This is a genomic window from Geitlerinema sp. CS-897, from assembly GCF_028368005.1.
Lineage (GTDB): Bacteria > Cyanobacteriota > Cyanobacteriia > Cyanobacteriales > Geitlerinemataceae > Baaleninema > Baaleninema simplex.
Genome location: NZ_JAQNCQ010000186.1, coordinates 1 through 17057, shown reverse-complemented (window position 1 = coordinate 17057; position 17057 = coordinate 1). Strand labels below are relative to the sequence as shown.

The 17057-nt window shown below is 52.8% G+C and carries 17 protein-coding genes, 1 tRNA gene and 1 pseudogene; 13 read left to right on the top strand and 6 right to left on the bottom strand.

All coding sequences use genetic code 11. The features are described 5' to 3' along the window. Positions 1 to 143 precede the first annotated feature (143 nt). From POG22_RS11820 to patX, 6 genes are all read left to right on the top strand, one after another. Positions 144 to 1799, top strand: coding sequence for a dipeptide ABC transporter ATP-binding protein (locus POG22_RS11820; protein WP_498905434.1), 1656 nt, complete (start codon positions 144 to 146; stop codon positions 1797 to 1799). 358 nt (positions 1800 to 2157) lie between these two features. Continuing rightward, positions 2158 to 3318: a patatin-like phospholipase family protein gene (locus POG22_RS11815; protein ID WP_498905433.1), complete on the top strand. Its 1161-nt coding sequence runs from the start codon at positions 2158 to 2160 to the stop codon at positions 3316 to 3318. Between the two features lie 188 nt (positions 3319 to 3506). After that, entirely contained in the window at positions 3507 to 4202 is a 696-nt protein-coding gene (locus POG22_RS11810) for a calcium-binding protein (protein ID WP_498905432.1), read from the top strand. 24 nt (positions 4203 to 4226) lie between these two features. Then, positions 4227 to 5186 (top strand): glycosyltransferase family 2 protein, encoded by a 960-nt coding sequence (locus POG22_RS11805; RefSeq protein ID WP_498905431.1) that lies wholly within the window; start codon positions 4227 to 4229, stop codon positions 5184 to 5186. Positions 5187 to 5226: 40 nt separating this feature from the next. Next, positions 5227 to 5970: a phycocyanobilin:ferredoxin oxidoreductase gene (locus POG22_RS11800; RefSeq protein ID WP_498905429.1), complete on the top strand. Its 744-nt coding sequence runs from the start codon at positions 5227 to 5229 to the stop codon at positions 5968 to 5970. Between the two features lie 127 nt (positions 5971 to 6097). Further along, positions 6098 to 6271: a heterocyst-inhibiting protein PatX gene (gene patX, locus POG22_RS11795; protein WP_017659386.1), complete on the top strand. Its 174-nt coding sequence runs from the start codon at positions 6098 to 6100 to the stop codon at positions 6269 to 6271. Between the two features lie 106 nt (positions 6272 to 6377). Here the strand turns inward: patX and POG22_RS11790 are convergent, their stop codons facing one another. Both POG22_RS11790 and POG22_RS11785 read right to left on the bottom strand, forming a co-directional pair. Then, complete coding sequence (locus tag POG22_RS11790) at positions 6378 to 8144, bottom strand: metallophosphoesterase family protein (protein ID WP_498905428.1); 1767 nt, start codon at positions 8142 to 8144, stop codon at positions 6378 to 6380. 373 nt (positions 8145 to 8517) lie between these two features. Continuing rightward, positions 8518 to 8591, bottom strand: a tRNA-Pro gene (locus POG22_RS11785). Positions 8592 to 8635: 44 nt separating this feature from the next. Between POG22_RS11785 and POG22_RS11780 the strand changes: the two genes are divergently transcribed. Next, positions 8636 to 9472: a PD-(D/E)XK nuclease family protein gene (locus tag POG22_RS11780; RefSeq protein ID WP_063714969.1), complete on the top strand. Its 837-nt coding sequence runs from the start codon at positions 8636 to 8638 to the stop codon at positions 9470 to 9472. Between the two features lie 60 nt (positions 9473 to 9532). After that, positions 9533 to 9862, top strand: coding sequence for a hypothetical protein (locus POG22_RS11775; RefSeq protein ID WP_017659383.1), 330 nt, complete (start codon positions 9533 to 9535; stop codon positions 9860 to 9862). Positions 9863 to 9879: 17 nt separating this feature from the next. Here the strand turns inward: POG22_RS11775 and POG22_RS11770 are convergent, their stop codons facing one another. Then, a complete protein-coding gene (locus tag POG22_RS11770) occupies positions 9880 to 10026 on the bottom strand; it encodes a hypothetical protein (RefSeq protein ID WP_498905426.1) in 147 nt (48 codons plus the stop codon). Between the two features lie 164 nt (positions 10027 to 10190). After that, a complete protein-coding gene (locus POG22_RS11765) occupies positions 10191 to 10352 on the bottom strand; it encodes a hypothetical protein (protein ID WP_017659381.1) in 162 nt (53 codons plus the stop codon). Here POG22_RS11765 and psbB point away from each other — a divergent pair. The 4 genes from psbB to POG22_RS11745 all read left to right on the top strand — a co-directional run bounded on the left by psbB (position 10352) and on the right by POG22_RS11745 (position 14066). Beyond that, positions 10352 to 11887 carry a photosystem II chlorophyll-binding protein CP47 gene (psbB, locus tag POG22_RS11760; protein ID WP_063714968.1) on the top strand — a complete coding sequence of 512 codons (1536 nt, stop codon included), beginning with the start codon at positions 10352 to 10354 and terminating at the stop codon, positions 11885 to 11887. The genes POG22_RS11765 and psbB overlap by 1 nt on opposite strands. A gap of 129 nt (positions 11888 to 12016) precedes the next feature. Beyond that, a complete protein-coding gene (locus POG22_RS11755) occupies positions 12017 to 12112 on the top strand; it encodes a photosystem II reaction center protein T (protein ID WP_017659379.1) in 96 nt (31 codons plus the stop codon). A 154-nt stretch (positions 12113 to 12266) separates the two neighbouring features. Next, on the top strand, positions 12267 to 12809 hold the full coding sequence (nrdR, locus tag POG22_RS11750; RefSeq protein WP_017659378.1) for a transcriptional regulator NrdR: 543 nt from the start codon (positions 12267 to 12269) through the stop codon (positions 12807 to 12809). Between the two features lie 282 nt (positions 12810 to 13091). After that, positions 13092 to 14066 carry a 30S ribosomal protein S1 gene (locus POG22_RS11745; protein ID WP_017659377.1) on the top strand — a complete coding sequence of 325 codons (975 nt, stop codon included), beginning with the start codon at positions 13092 to 13094 and terminating at the stop codon, positions 14064 to 14066. A gap of 113 nt (positions 14067 to 14179) precedes the next feature. Here the strand turns inward: POG22_RS11745 and POG22_RS11740 are convergent, their stop codons facing one another. Further along, the gene (locus POG22_RS11740) at positions 14180 to 16018 is read right to left on the bottom strand and encodes a sodium:solute symporter family protein (protein WP_063714967.1); all 1839 of its coding nucleotides are present in this window, start codon (positions 16016 to 16018) and stop codon (positions 14180 to 14182) included. Between the two features lie 422 nt (positions 16019 to 16440). Here POG22_RS11740 and POG22_RS11735 point away from each other — a divergent pair, with 422 nt between their 5' ends. Further along, the gene (locus tag POG22_RS11735) at positions 16441 to 16845 is read left to right on the top strand and encodes a two-partner secretion domain-containing protein (RefSeq protein ID WP_498905424.1); all 405 of its coding nucleotides are present in this window, start codon (positions 16441 to 16443) and stop codon (positions 16843 to 16845) included. Positions 16846 to 16897: 52 nt separating this feature from the next. Here the strand turns inward: POG22_RS11735 and POG22_RS11730 are convergent. Next, positions 16898 to 17057, bottom strand: a pseudogene (locus POG22_RS11730) (RNA-guided endonuclease TnpB family protein); the annotation flags it as partial.

The window sequence follows — 17057 nt, the reverse complement described above, 5'->3', positions numbered from 1 at the left end:
GGTGTAAATCCGCCCACACCCAACGGAAAAGAAAATAAATTGAAGGAAACCCCAGTGTGCGGTGCGTGACTACGGAAATTTCCCCGATTCAAACGTCGATCGTTGCTATAGCACGCACTACAATTCTCCCCCTCTCCCTTTCTATGAAACCCGAACCGATATTTCGCGTCGAAAACCTCCAAATCGCCTATCCACTGTCCCACGAACGCAGCGAGCCTCAATGGGCGGTCGATGGCGTGTCGTTTACCCTTTCCCCTAGAGAAACCCTCGGACTGGTGGGGGAATCCGGCTGTGGAAAATCCACCATCGGACGGGGGGCGATGCGGTTGCTTCCGGAAGGGAGTCAGGTTTGCGGTGAGATTCAGTTTCGGGACGAGTCGGTATTCGATCTCGAGGGCGATCGCTTGCGGAAATTTCGGGGTGAAGCTGTCGCCTTGATCTTCCAAGATCCCATGACGCGCCTCGATCCGCTGATGACTATCGGCGATCACTGCATCGAAACCCTCAAAGCCCATCGTCCTCGGTTGAGCTTCAAACAGGCGAAAGCCAAAGCTCTCGAAACCCTCGATGCGGTCAACATCCCTCAGAATCGCTGGTCGCAATATCCTCACGAATTCAGCGGTGGAATGCGCCAACGCGTGGCGATCGCCCTGGCGTTACTTCTCGATCCCAAACTCATCGTCGCCGACGAACCCACCACCAGCCTCGATGTCACTGTCTCGGCGCAAATTCTCGAGGAATTGATGCGCTTGTGTCGGGAACGAGAGTTAGCGTTGTTGTTGATTTCTCACGATTTGGCCATGGTGGGGGAATATTGCGATCGCATCGCCGTGATGAACGGCGGAAAAATCGTCGAAACGGGAAAAACCCGCGAGGTACTGCGCCAGCCGCAACATCCCTATACGAAATCGCTCCTCAACGCGGCGTTGCACGTGCAAACCCTCGACGACGAACCCATCGCCCACGACGACCCCGCACCGCAGCGATCGCCGATCTTGCACGTTCGTAATTTGCAACAACATTACACGTTAGAACGCAACTTTCTCGAACGACTGTTTTCTCAATCCGAAGACCTCACCATTAAAGCCGTCGATGGCGTCACCCTGGAACTGTACCAAGGGGAAATCCTGGGACTCGTCGGCGAGTCGGGATGCGGGAAATCCACCCTGTCGCGTACGATCCTGCAATTGGTGAAACCCACGGGGGGAACGGTCGAGTTTCTCGGACGGGATTTAACGCAACTCTCGCCGAAGGCGTTGCGACAACAGCGGCGACAGATGCAAATGGTGTTTCAAGACCCCCACGCTTGCTTGAATCCCATGATGACAGTGGGAGACAGTCTCGCCGATCCCCTACTCGTTCATCGCCTCGCCCAGGCGTCTCAGGCGAAAACGCAGGTTTTGGAGATGTTGGAACGGGTAGGATTGACGCCAGCGAAGGAGTTGGCTCGGCGGTATCCTCGGGAACTGTCGGGGGGACAACAGCAACGGGTGGCGATCGCCCGAGCGTTAATGACACATCCGCAATTGGTCGTCTGTGACGAGCCAGTGAGTATGTTAGATGCCAACATTCAGGCGCAGGTGTTGGAGTTGATGCTTCGTTTGAAGGACGAGTTCGATCTGACGTATTTGTTTATTACTCACGATCTCTGGGTAGCCCGGTTTTTATGCGATCGCATTGCGGTGATGAACGCCGGACAAATTGTCGAAATCGGGCGAACTCGGGAAATTTTCTCGAACCCGCAGCATCCTTATACCCAACGATTGTTGAGTGCGGCGCCGTTATTAGTCCGAGCTTGAGTCACCTCGCTCTCGCGAGTTACAAGACGTAACAATTTATGGAAATTTAAATTGTTCGGGCTAGAATCGAGTCGAAATTTAAATTAGCCAATGAAGTTTAAACCGTCGTAGCGATCGCGATCGTCGTTATCTCGTTCGTTTTTCAGTGTCGAAGTGGCACAATAGTTACTTTTCGATCGCAACAAGTCGATACTCAAAATGCTTAAAACATTTATAGCAGTCCCAAATGAGTCGTCAAAAATTAAAACACCCGAAAAAATCCGATTCCCTGTTCCCGATTTTGTTACACAACTGATTTAGGGTTTCTATAGCGTTTTAACATTATTTAAAAAGTTCGAGCAAAAAGGAGAGTTCAAAAATGTTGCGTCGAGAAAATATAGACCGTCCAAAACGCCTACTTTCGATCGACGGCGGCGGTATTCGAGGGATTATTGCCGCTCAGGTCTTGTTAAAAATGGAGTCGATTCTGTGCGACCCTGAAGACACACCTTGGAACTGCTTGGGTGACTATTTCGATTTTATCGGAGGAACCAGTACGGGAGCGATTCTCGCAGCAGGTTTGGCCAAGGGTATGAAAGTTCGCGACTTGCTCGATTTGTACGTCGATCGCGGCCGGGAAATCTTCACCCGAAACTGGCTTATCGGCCGTCTGTGGTCGAAATACAGTGCTAAACCCCTCGAACGGAATTTAAAAAAGGTTCTCGGCACTACGACTCTCGGCTCCGATCGCCTACGAACGCTGCTGTTGGTCGTTGCTAAAAACGTTACAACAGCACGAAACTGGTTTTTTGTCAACTCTCCGAACAACAAATTTTACGATATTAATAAAGATATTTTATTGTGGCATTTCGTGCGAGCCAGTACCGCCGCACCCACGTTTTTTCCACCCCATCAATTCAATATTGATTCCCATCCTTACGAATTCATCGACGGCGGCATGAGTATGTTTAACAATCCGTCGTTTCAGCTTTTTCTAGAAGCCACCAAACCAGATTATGGAATTGGCTGGAAAACGGGAAAAGACAATCTTTTATTAATTTCTGTCGGAACTGGATTTAGACAAGGAAAAATCCCATTCAACAATGCTAAAGGGTATACGTTAGTCGATTGGGCGATTTATGCCGTCAGCACGTTAATGGAAGACGCGAGCGCCCAGCAGAATTTCTTGATGAGCTTGTTTGCCCATACTCCAGAAGCCGAATCCCAAGCGATCGGACGGGAACTCGAAGCGATTGCCGTTCCTCAGTTGCACAACGTTGAAGATTTAGTGTCTGAAGAACTTCCACCAGATACTACGGGGATTTTGGCGAAGCTCTCGAACTTACTGACGTATCACCGGTACTCAACGGCGTTTACTCTCGAGCGTTTTCGCGAACTAGGACTTTCGGGCATCGATCCCGACGCGGTGGCACCCATGGATGCAGTCAAGGAAATTCCAGCCTTTCTTAAAATTGGGGAAGCGATCGCCAACGAGCAAGTTCGGAAAGCAGATTTCGAGAATTTTCTCCATCCCGATTGAAATGCGCCGGTTCGAACAGATGGGGCGATCGCTGTCTCGTCTTCGACCGATCTTGAGGTTCGCGATCGCCCTCGACGAGCCAGAAGTCAGACCGTCACCTTCGACGTTTACGAAACCTCAGCCAACAGCTACTATGACAAAGGTTTTAACCGAACCTTTTCATAGTCACAAAAAACGGTAAGACGTTCATGGCGTTTTCAACGATCGAGCTGGGCAGTCAGTACGACTTCGGAATCCTCGGCACCGACAGCGACACCCTCAGCCTCAGCGAACTTCCGGCAAACGAGGCAGATTCCCTCAGCGGTTCTCCGGGAATCGACGCGATCGTCGCCGGAAGCGGCAACGATTTCCTAATCGATGACGAATCCGAACGGATTTTATTCGGAAATACCGGAAACGATATCCTCGACGGTGGAGGTGGCGACGACACGATCGCCGCCGGGCAAGATATGGATTCCGTCGTCGGCGGTGCAGGAAACGACTTTCTGTTCGGCAACAAAGGCGACGATACTCTCTTTGGGGGAGACGGGGCTGATTTCCTATTTGGCGGACAAGATGCCGATTCTCTCATCGGCGACGATGGCGACGATTCGCTATTCGGCGATCTCGGCGACGACATTCTCCGAGGCGGTGCAGGCAACGACGTACTCACCGGAGGAGAAGGGTTCGATCGCTTTGTGTTTGCACCCGAAGATGGTATGAACAATATCATCACGGACTTTGAAGACGGTATCGACCGAGTTATCTTAGCTGGAGGTCTACAGAGATTATCTTTAAGTCAGCAAGACGGGAACGCAGTCGCGACGGTAGACAACCAAGTCCGTATTATCTTTATCGGTCTCGATCCGGCACAACTGGACGTGTTCGACTTCGCTCGCAGTTAAGCGATCGCCCTTTTGCACAGTTTTATGTTTTTTAGCGTCGTCGTCCCCACCTACAACCGCCTGCCAATTTTGCAAAAGTGCTTACAGGCGATCGCACACCAGCAGTTCCCCCAAAATTCGATCGTGAAGGGATACGAAGTTATCGTGGTGGACGACGGCTCTACCGATGACACCTGGGACTGGTTAGCTGCCAACGCAGCACGATTTCCCCACATCAAACGATTTCGTCAGGAGAACTCCGGTCCGGCGGCGGCGAGAAATTTAGGTCTCGAACGGGCGATCGGCGATACCATCGTTTTTATCGACAGCGACTTGGTCGTGACCGACACCTTTCTACAATCTCACGCCGAGGGGTTGCAGCGAGGACAGCAGCAACTCGGACACGATCGCCTGTTTACCTACGGTGCCGTCATCAACACGAGTAATTTCGACGATCCCACGAGCGAACCCTACAAACTCACCGATTTTTCGGCGGCCTATTTCGCCACAGGAAACGTCGCCATTGCCCGTCGGTGGTTGGACGAAGCCGGGCCGTTCGATACGAGATTTCGTCAGTACGGCTGGGAAGATCTCGAGTTAGGCGTGCGCCTGAAAAAACTCGGCGTGAAACTGGTCAAATGTCCCGAAGCGGCCGGCTATCACTGGAACCCTCCCTTTAGCTTAGACCGACTTCCGGCCGCGATCGATCGCGAAATTCAACGGGCGCGAACGGGGGTGTTGTTCTATCAAAAACATCCCACCTGGGAAGTGCGGTTAATGGTGCAGATGACACCGCTCCATTGGCTGCTGTGGGGAATTCTATCTCTGGGAGGACGCCTCAACGAACGCACCCTCGCGGGACTGTTGCAACAGTCGATCGATCGCGGACAGCATCGATTGGCTTCAGAAATTTCGCGGATTTTTTTGAATTGGTACAACGTCAAAGCCGTATACGCCGCCTATAACGAGGCGAAACAGGCGGGGAGCGCCTTCGGGGTAAAATAACAAAGTTAAATTCCTCCTTAGTTGTAAAGTTTTTTTAACGATGACCCTTGCCCCCGAGTCTTCCCTGCGATCGCAACAACATCGCCTCATCCGCAAGCTAGCCGACGCGATCGAAGCCACCTGGCACCAACATCTCGACCTATCGCCGTACCAACTTCCCGAAGATTTAGGCTACGTGGAAGGACGACTCGAAGGCGAAAAACTCACCATCGAAAATCGCTGCTACCAATCCCCCGAATTTCGCAAAATGCACCTCGAACTGGCGAAAGTCGGCACCAACTTAGACATTTTGCACTGCGTCATGTTTCCCCGTTCCAACTATCCACTACCGATGTTCGGAACGGACTTAGTGGGGGGACGCGGACAAATTAGTGCGGCGATCGTCGATTTGTCTCCCACCACTGCCGATTTAACCCTCTCAGACGATTACCGCAACGCCTTACAAGCCTTACCGACGGTCGAATTCGCGCAACCGCGAGACCTTCCCCCCTGGGGCGACATCTTCTCAGAATTCTGTTTGTTCGTGCGTCCGGCGGACGAAGCCGAAGAAACAACGTTCTTAGAACGAGTCACGGATTATCTAACCGTTCACTGTCAGCAAGCCAAGGCGACAACTCCCGTTTCTCCCGAGGAAGAAGCACGAGTTCGTGCCGGCCAACAATATTACTGTACGAAACAGCGCCAGAACGACAAAACTCGCCGAGTGTTAGAAAAAGCGTTTGGACAAGCTTGGGCAGATCGTTATATGACGACCGTACTGTTCGACCTGCCACCAGAGGGTTAACCGAACTTAACCTGTCAGTTCAACCGTATTCGTTCAAAAAAATTAAATTGGTCAAACAGGTTTCTCCGGATCGCAGCGAGATAGAGACGTAACTGGAAATAGAAACTCAACGAAGGGATTCTATACCATGCGCATCTATAGCTCTATCTTGCTTTCGAGCTTGCTGTTAGCGGGTTTTGCCGCCAACGCCCGGGCGATCGAATCGGTGTCCTCAAACGTTCGTATTCTCGACTCTATCGAAGTTTTATCGACTGAATCTATCAACACGGATACCGTCCCGCACCGGGGTAGTGGTCGATAAAACTCAAGCTAAACCCGTGTTGAATTAAATTCTTGACTTTTCGGTATCCGTATTAAAGCAGCGACTTTAATACGGATATTTTTATGGATGCGATATTTCCGTATTTTTATGGAGATGCGATGTTAAATTCATCGAACTTCACGACCTCAGAATCGGGATTTCGCGCGTCGAAGTAATAACTCGTTATCGTCCCCGTCTCTGTCTCGAAAATGCTAAACGCAGTAATATCGTTGCTGGCAAGATAGGGAAGTGGTTCTCCGGCCTCGTCGTGCAAGGGGGCGATCGCCGGAAACACGGGATCTAAGCCGTAGGGATCGCCGGTTGCTGGGTAATTGGGATCGTTCTCTCGTGGAACGTTGCGGGTTTCGGTTTTCCAAAAGCCGCCATAGCTGTTTCCCACGTTCGACGACTCGAGATAATGGGTTCCGGTAGGACTGACAAAGCGATTCCACAGGTGAGAGTGACCGAAATACACCAACTGAACCCCCGCCGCTTCTAACAGAGGCAGCACGTCTCGCTGTAAGTAATCGTTCTCCTTGGGATATTCGTAGCGAACGGCGGTAATTTTCCCGGTCTCGTCGCGATCGATCTGCGGAACGGGATCGGTATAGGCTGGGACGATGTTTCCGCCGAGGCTATGGGGGGGATGGTGAAACATCGCGATTTTATACTTGGCCGATCGAAATTCGGGACTGTTGAGTTCCCGTTGTAACCACTCGTATTGAGGACTTCCCCGTTCGATCGCCTCGAAGATATGCTGTCCGTATCCCCAGTTTGCCGGATCGTCGAGATCGGCGGTACGTTCCTGATAGCGTCCTTTAATCGTTTCGTCGGTTTGCGGTTTTCGCCAAACGTTCGTGGCGTACAGCACCACCAAGCGCACGTCACCGAAACTGGTCGCATAGTAGGTTTTGCCACCGGGGTCGCTGTGGGGAATCGAAAAGATTTCTTCGTAGGTGTCGCTGTTGAAAGAATTGGCTTTGACCCAGGCTTGGCGCAACTGCGGATCGTCGCCGATCGCCTTTTCCTCGTATCGTTCTTTGGCAACGCGGCGCGGAACCGGATCGTTAAACTGGGCGTGTAGGGGCTTTTCGCTACTGTAGCGTCCCATGACTTCGTGGTTGCCCACGGTGGGAAACAACGGCGCGTTTTGAACGATCGCCGCCCCTCGATACCGCGTCACGATGCCGTTTTTTTCCAAGTCGTAACTGGCGTATCCTTGCAAACAGGGGAAAAAGGCGTTTCCTTTGCCATGGTCGAACCATTCCGAGGCGCGATCGGGAATGTTGACGAGATCCCCTGCGTGGAATACGGCGTCAACTTGTCCCACGGTTTCGGCGACTTTCTGCAAGTTCGCCGCCGTCATCGGCATCAATTGGTGATCGGAGGTCAGGAGAATTTTAAGTGGCGTTCCCGTTTCCGGCGCAGCAAATAGCGTAAATTCATTGCTGGCGAGGATTTCGCCGTCTTCTCGCTGACTGCTGACAGTATAGGGAATCCGTTCTCCTGGGGTTAACCCTCGAATTTCAGCTTCGTGTCGCCAGATTTCGCGGCGAGTTGGCGTTGAAAGGGTGTCCGTCTCGGGGATTTTGGAGTCTTTATCTTCCCGCGTGCGCGTCAGGTGGGTGGTGTTGGCGAGTTCGGTGCGGTTTTCCACTGTAACGGTATGGCGCAAGCCGCGAAATTCGGTGAACCAGACGACGCGCACGGAAGTCGCCGTGGGAAACTGCAAGAAGGGATCGGTGAGAAATACAGAGCGATCGGACATCGTTGTCATCGGGGGGGTAGCTTCTCGAACGGTGACGGACAGGATTATCGCAAATCCCGCGATCGCCAGGGCAAGGACGAGAAGATAGTACCGTAAGACCGACATGGCGGAGATGGGGAGATGGGGAGATGAGGATGTGAAGTGGTGAGGGGATGATGAGAGGGTGAGATGAAACTCCTCGGCGGTGCTTCATGTGGGATAGATTCCCCGTTCGCTTTTTCAGTTTTCAATTCTGACACATCCTACGACAGCGAACTGCTGGCGGTGTAAGGTTGCGGTGCGTGACGAGTTGACCGGTTGGGTACGATATTTCTAGTGTCTTTAGGTCACGCACCCTACGACTACTCACGAGCGACACCCTATTTTTCAAGTCACGCACCCTACCACTGTCCCTACTGTTCACTGTAAAAAGCCTACTCGATCTCGTTGGAGATGAGTAGGCTTTTCGGGGAAATATATATTTTGTTGTGTGTTGCAATCGGAGCGGCGGGATTTGAACCCACGACCCCCACTACCCCAAAGTGGTGCGCTACCAAGCTGCGCTACGCCCCGTTTACAGGTTACTATCATAGCACACCGAACGGTTTTGGCAACCCATGTCTGAAAAATTTTCAGAAGTCTTTCCTACGCGATCGCATCGCGAGCCGAATGCAGAACGAGTTTGGCGAATGTCTCAACACCACCTCAATTTGTGGCAAGCCTGTCCGCATCTGTTTCAAGAAAAGGTTCTCGAACGTCGCGACCCTCCTTTAGAAGCCGAACACCGAGAGGCCCAGATGGCGGGCAATCGTTTTCACTTACTGATGCAGCAGCGAGAACTGGGATTACCGATCGAGCCGTTCGCCGAAGAAGACGATCGCCTCGGACAGTGGTTGCAAAGTTTTTTAAAGAACGCCCCAGACCTCCTAGAATCGAATCCGTTAGACGTTCCCCCCGAACGGCGTCAAGCCGAACACGAGCGGACGTTGAGTTTTCAGGGGGTGTTACTGGTGGTTCGGTACGATTTACTCACCTGTCGCGATCGCAGCGCACAAATCCTCGACTGGAAAACCTATCCCCGTCCGCAAGATCCGACGTGGCTCGAGCATCACTGGCAAACTCGGCTGTACCCGTTCGTGTTGGCTGAAACCAGCGATTACGAGCCAGAAGAGATTTCGATGACGTACTGGTTTGCCGAATCTCAGGGACGAGACGAGCTGCCCTATTTACAGTTCGACTATTCTCGCCAGAAACACCAACAGATCGAGCGAGCCTTGACGCGCTTACTCGAGCAGTTTCAGGAACACTGGCACGCCTATAAAAACGGAACGCCGTTTCCGTCGCAATGGCAGCTCGGACAGACTTGTCGGCGATCGCACTGTCCCTGTCCCCGAGATAACACGACTCCAATGGAGGGTTGGTCTGTGGCAGATATTCCCGAAGTTTCCATTTAAGCTCCATTTGGGGCTAAGGTAGACATCGTTGTCACTGATGGAGAGCGCGAGCGTTAACCGGTGAAGTACTTTTTCTTGTCTGAAGGATGGACGATTTCTCGGGTTTGGGGAACTCAGGGATTGTGGAACGTGACGGCGTGGCGCAGACAACCGGATATCCAACGCCTAAGCCTTTGTATTGTCGAACGAGACGAGCGATTGTGGCTCCATCAAGTTGAAAATGCTGTGTTAATGGTTGAAGTTCGTCCCCAAGCAGATATCAACGGCTCGACGATCGGCCACGTGGTTCTCAAACGGTTGATGAACGCCGAACAAGTCATCGATCGCCTGTGTACGTCGTTTGCCACCTGTCAGTTAGGCCACTTCGAGACCGAGCGATCGCTCAACTAGCGGCTCGAAGACGGCCGTTATTCCCGAAACTCCCCGTCTCGTTCGAGATCGAAATGCCACTTCAAACCGATCGGGAGCGATCGCCAGCCTCGAATACGATCGCTCTCAGTTTTTTGCGTTTGAAACGCGATCGTCATTGCCATCCCTTGTTGAATTGGCTGCACGAATTAACGAATCTGTCAATCAAATCGTATTAAAAATTAACAATAGATAAAGAGTCGCACAGCTCGCCACAAAAGCGGGTCGGTCTGGGAAAGAAGAGGAATTGAGAAAAGGCTCTCGATTCTTAAAATCCCTTGCGATCGACTCTCACAATCGATACACTTCTTTAATAATCTTTAATTAAAGCAGCGCCTAACTCAACTGTAATTGCTCCGTCCTCGATCGCGTTTTCAAAAAAACTCGTCGCGCGATCGAAGCGAGAGTAAGATACAGACTCGTAAAATAGACAAGCGTTGACTAACCCGTCATAAAGGAGGAGCGTAGTCAATGGGACTACCTTGGTACCGCGTACACACAGTCGTCCTGAACGATCCGGGTCGGCTGATTGCTGTACACCTGATGCATACCGCCCTGGTTGCAGGGTGGGCGGGATCGATGACGCTCTACGAACTCGCCGTCTTCGATCCCAGCGATCCCGTACTCAACCCCATGTGGCGTCAAGGGATGTTCGTATTGCCCTTCATGGCACGCCTGGGCGTGACCGGCTCGTGGAGCGGCTGGAGCATCACCGGAGAAACCGGTGTCGATCCCGGTTTCTGGTCGTTTGAAGGCGTCGCCCTGGCGCACATCGTCCTGTCCGGTCTGTTGTTCCTGGCAGCCTGCTGGCACTGGGTGTACTGGGATTTAGAACTGTTCAGAGATCCCCGCACCGGGGAACCGGCTCTGGACTTGCCGAAAATGTTTGGCATTCACCTGTTCCTTTCTGGACTTCTGTGCTTCGGTTTCGGAGCGTTCCACCTCACCGGACTCTGGGGGCCGGGAATGTGGGTATCCGACCCCTACGGCTTAACAGGAAGCATTCAACCCGTAGCGCCAGCCTGGGGCCCCGAAGGCTTTAACCCCTTCAACGCCGGTGGCATCGTCGCCCACCACATCGCGGCTGGGGTTGTCGGAATTATTGCTGGTTTGTTTCACCTATCGGTTCGTCCTCCCGAGCGGCTGTACAAAGCCTTACGGATGGGGAACATCGAAACCGTTCTCAGCAGCAGTATCGCCGCCGTGTTCTTCGCCGCTTTCGTCGTGGCGGGAACCATGTGGTATGGCAGTGCTGCAACGCCCATCGAACTGTTCGGTCCGACCCGCTACCAGTGGGATAAAGGCTACTTCCAAGAAGAAATCCAGCGTCGCGTTCAATCTAGCGTCGCTGCGGGTGCGAGCCTGTCTCAAGCCTGGGAGCAAATCCCCGAAAAACTGGCGTTCTACGATTACGTCGGCAACAACCCCGCTAAAGGCGGTCTGTTCCGTACCGGCCCGATGAACCGGGGTGACGGTCTGGCGCAAGCCTGGTTGGGACACCCGGTCTTTAAAGACAAAGAAGGTCGCGAGCTGAGCGTGCGTCGGATTCCCAACTTCTTCGAGACCTTCCCCGTCGTCCTCACCGATAAAGACGGTGTCGTCCGAGCTGACATTCCGTTCCGTCGAGCTGAATCGAAGTATAGCTTCGAGCAAGCGGGTGTCACGGCGACCTTCTACGGTGGCGAACTCGACGGTCAAACGATTACCGATCCGGCTGAGTTGAAGAAATACGCTCGGAAAGCTCAACTCGGCGAGCCGTTCGAGTTCGATCGCGAAACCTTAGAATCTGACGGCGTGTTCCGCACCAGTCCGCGCGGTTGGTTCACGTACGGACACGCTTGTTTCGCGCTGTTGTTCTTCTTCGGTCACATTTGGCACGGTTCTCGGACGCTGTTCCGCGACGTGTTCGCCGGTATCGATCCCGACCTCGATGAAGACCAAGTCGAATGGGGTGCGTTCCAGAAAGTGGGTGACAAGACCACGCGCGTTAACCAAGAAACCGCGTAGACTCTGGATTTAACCATCCTCTCGAGCGAATCGGTCTAACGATAATTGTGTTCTCAGTAACAACATCAAGTTCGTTAGACCGTTCGACTTGATACACTGGAAATAACAAAAAACCCTTCCGAACGTACTATGGAAAGTCTGATTTACATTTTCTTGCTGGTGGCAACACTCGGGTTGTTGTTCTTTGCTATTGCCTTTCGGGAAACCCCCAAAATCGGTAAATAATCTCGCATCGAACCCGATCGCAACCTAGACTCGGTGTCGCAAAACCAATGCAATTTTGCTAAACCACGAACAGACGTGTGGCTTTCTCTAAGTCGCACGTCTGTTATCATGTTTAAAAAAACTTGTCAATTTCGGGCTTTTAGCCCCAAATCCTATGCGTTGTCCTTTCTGCCAACATACGGAAAGCCGCGTTTTAGAATCTCGATCGACCGAATCGGGTCAAAGCGTGCGCCGTCGGCGACAGTGTTTGGCCTGTAGCCGCCGCTTTACCACCTACGAACGTATCGAGTTCGTCCCGATTACCACGATCAAGCGAGATGGAAAACGCGAATCTTTCGATCGCTCGAAACTTTTGCGCGGTATGGTACGAGCCTGCGAAAAAACATCGATCGCTCACGAACAGCTCGAGGCGATCGTAGACGAAATTGAAGCCAAACTCCAACAACGACCGACCCGACAAGTCTCCACTCACGAAATCGGAGAAATCGTTCTCAGTTACCTCAAAGATCTCAGCGAAGTGGCCTACGTGCGCTTCGCTTCCGTCTACCAAAAATTTCAGGGCGTTCGCGACTTCGTCGATACCCTCGATCGCCTGCGTGCGAGTCGTCTCGAACTTCACGCCCCTTGCGAAACCTCAGACATTCATTCAGCCGAATCCGAATCCGAAACACCTCCCTCCTGCGTGGCTCGCCCATAACCCAAGACGAACGGAAACCGACGAAAACATCATCGAGCGATCGCAAAAAATAGATCGAATCCCTCTGTGTGACGACAGCGAAATCCCATAGAGTAGGGTAGAATTTGATATGTTAATATCGATCGCCTTCACTAGAAGGTGATGTGGTGTTTCGTCAAAGGAGGGCTAGTCCGCGCTCGAACATCTTACAGTCCGTCTAGCGTCCTACCTGCTCGACTCTGTAACACCCATCAGCCGGAGGCAAACCCCAGTTATGGAGATACAGTCCTAGGAAAAACACGCATGGTCAATCAGAACGTAGCAACGCACAGAGATATTGGTTTCACTCACGAGGATTTTGCCGCCCTACTCGACAAGTACGACTATCACTTCAGCCCCGGAGACATCGTGGCGGGTACGGTATTTAGTATAGAGCCGAAGGGCGCTCTGATTGACATCGGTGCGAAAACCGCTGCCTATATCCCGCTGCAGGAGATGTCGATCAACCGCGTCGAATCCCCTGACGAGGTGTTACAAGCCAACGAAACGCGCGAATTCTTCATCCTGATGGATGAAAACGAAGACGGGCAACTGACCCTCTCCATTCGTCGCATCGAGTATATGCGAGCGTGGGAACGAGTCCGTCAACTCCAAGCCGAAGACGCAACCGTGCATTCGGGCGTGTTCGCCACCAACCGAGGCGGTGCCTTGGTTCGCATTGAAGGTCTGCGTGGGTTCATTCCCGGCTCTCACATCAGCACTCGCAAGCCGAAAGAAGAACTCGTGGGCGAAGACCTGCCCCTGAAATTCCTCGAGGTGGACGAAGAGCGAAATCGCTTGGTTCTCAGCCACCGTCGCGCCTTAGTCGAGCATAAGATGAACGGTCTCGAAGTCGGCGAAGTGGTTGTCGGAACCGTTCGCGGTATCAAGCCTTACGGGGCGTTCATCGATATCGGTGGCGTCAGCGGCTTGCTGCACATTTCCGAGATTTCTCACGATCACATCGACACCCCCCACAGCGTCTTCAACGTCAACGACCAACTGAAGGTCATGATTATCGACCTAGACGCCGAACGGGGTCGGATTTCCCTCTCGACCAAACAACTCGAACCCGAACCCGGCGATATGGTGAAAAACCCAGAACTCGTTTACGAGAAAGCCGAGGAAATGGCCGAGAAGTTCCGCCAGCAAATGTTGGCTAAAGCCCAAGGGGGAAGCGAAGCCGACGCCGACAGCGAATACAGCGACGAAGACGAACTGGTTTCTGCAACCGAGTAAGTCGAAGACCGTTGAAGCGACTGGTCGCCACACCATACCAGTCGCTTTCGCTGAGGAGGGAAGTTTCCCTCCTTATTTTGTATTGGGGGGCAGCGAGAACGAGGGAGGGGAGTTCACGGTTCCTCCACACCCGGTCTCGGTAACGCGATGACCTTGCGCTTGTTTAACCGACGCAGCCAAGTTCCCCCAACGACCGCCACGACTAGCCAACCCCAGCCCATCAGTGGCTGTAATAGCAAAAATCCCCCCGAGGATAACAATATCCCGAACAGCAGTAAATTTGCGGCGATCGCCCGCTTTAAATCCGTCGGTAAATCTTGGGCGGGAGAAATTCCCGTATTGGCCTGTTGTCGCGACCAACCCAAGCCCCCCGGACGCGTATGGCGATAGAAATTGTCCAGGGTCTCTTCAGATTCCGGCGGCGTCGCGAACATCACCCCAATCCATAACAGACTCACGAAAGCTGTAATGAAGATGACGCGCAAGCCGTAATCAGACATCGGGGCGACAATCCAGCGAAACACCCAACTCGAGGGATCGACCTCCCACTGACCCGCGAACGTGGCCAGAGATCCCACGATAAAGCTTCCCACGATCGCCGTGAGTTCGGCGGCGGCGTTGACGCGCCACCAAAACCAACGCAACATCAACACCAACCCCGACCCGGTGCCGATGGCGATAATCAACTCGAAGACTTGAGCGATATCTTCAGCCACGAACGCTGCCACAGCCCCCAACATCGTCACGATAAACGAAGAGAAACGACCGACAAACACCAGCTTGGCTTGGCTGGCGTCGGGTTCGACGAACCGTAAATACAAGTCGTTGGTGATGAACGACGCCCCCCAGTTAATCGACGTCGAAACGGTACTCATAAACGCTGCAATCAACGAGGCGACGACTAATCCCAACAAGCCAGGACCGAGATATTCCAACATCAGCTTGGGATAACCCAGTTCTTTATCGGGTAAGTCGGGGAACACGACTAGGGCGACGAGAGCGACGACAATCCACGGCCAAGTTCGGACGACGTAGTGCATGACGTTGAACGTCCAGGCGGCTTTTTCCGCCCCAGCTTCGTCTTTGGCGGCGGCGAAGCGTTGGACGAACTCTCCGCCCCCGTCGCTGCGACGCCAAGACCACCACTGGACGAAGATATTGGCCAAAAAGGCACTGAGGGTAATTCCAGCGGCTTGGCTAAAACCGAGAACGGTTCCGTCGCCGCCGAATCGAACGGGAACGATCGACAATACGTCGATATCGGTGGCTTGGGGAACGCGATCGATCAGCGTTTCCATTCCGCCGATGCGATCGAGGGCGATTCCTGCGACGAGTAACGCCCCCACCAACGCCAGGATGAATTGAAAGAAGTCTGTGGCGACGACGCCCCACAATCCAGCGAGTCCCGCATAAATGAGGACGAAGAGGCTCACGCCGACGACACTCCAAATTTTTAAATCGGTGTCGGTGGCGTCGATGCCGAACCCTTCCCAGATGTTGAGGGCGTCTACGACTTTTACCATACCGAGCATGGCGTAACCGATGCCGATGCAGTTCATGGGAACGGCGAAGATAAAGGCTTTGATCCCCCGCAACCAGGCAGCCGTGCTGCCACCGTAGCGAATTTCAGTGAGTTCGGCATCGGTGATGACTTCCGATCGCCGCCACATTTTGGCGAAAATATAAATCATCAAAAGGTGGGAGATGCCAAAACTCCACCACAGCCAGTTCCCGGCGATGCCTCGGTTGCCGACGATGCCGGTAATTAGCAATGGGGTGTCGATCGAAAACGTCGTGGCTGCCATGCTGATGCCGACGAGCCACCAGGGGAGCGATCGCCCGGAGACGAAAAAGTCCGCTAAGCTTTTGGAGGCTTGGCGGGAGAGGTACACGCCTAACGCCATCGTCACGACGAGGTAACTCGCGACGACGAACCAATCGATCGGTTGCATAGTCGGTGTGGACTGGGTTGAAAGACTGGCTGTCATTCTACAGTACGCTGCGATCGCCAACCGGGGCGATCGGGTCTTTTAGAGGCAGATCGGAGCGCTTGAAACTCCCATAATTCAAAGCTTTTGGCGTGTTTTTTGTCGGAGTCGGGAGAGTTTGGGATTTGGGAACATTGCCGTCGCGATATCGATTGCGAGGCGGGGGAGTGCGTCGCGCTCTTGTTTGAAGGGTTAAGATAGGCGATCGCCCCGATCGATCTCAAGCGAACTATCCCACAATTTCCAAAATGGCTTGACTGTCCTACAACCGTTTGTCACGATTCGTAAATCTATTCGAGGGTTCGAGACTCGGACTTGTTATTTTGAATAATAAATAGAGAGTTTCATTACTCCAAGCATAAACAATTAAAAATTCGATCGAAATCGTGTACGAAAATCTTATAAGATCGATACAAAGTATTTTAGGACTAGCACCGATCGATTCAGTTCTTTCATTTCCCGTTTTTTCTCAAATCGTTCCCGATAACACGCTTTCCAATTCCTCTATTGTCGAAAGCGAATCGGGCGTTCATCATATTACCGGCGGAACGGCTGCCGGAGAAAATTTATTTCACAGCTTCGAGCGCTTCAATATTTTAACAGGAGAAACAGCCCACTTTAAAAATACCGAACGATTCGATCGCGTTTTTGCTCGCGTAACGGGTCGAGACATTTCGACGATCGACGGTTTGCTCGAACTCGAGGGAACAGCCGATCTATTTTTTATCGACGGCTTGGAGTGCGGGGGGCAGCGGCGACGTTCGGATTTCGACCCCGCAATTGTGGCTTGAAGGGGGAGCGCAGGTCGGGTCGTTCGTCATCCTCCGACTGTTCGACGAAACGTTACCGGCGGCGGGAACGGTTGACATCCTCTCCCAGCAACCCGTTCCGGGTATGCAGGGAGATTCCTTGGGTCGCCCCAAAGATTTCCTGCTTCAACAGGTGCCAGCTAGACTGAGTAACCTCAGTCCCCGCCGCATCCCCTCCACAGGCAGTTTCGATT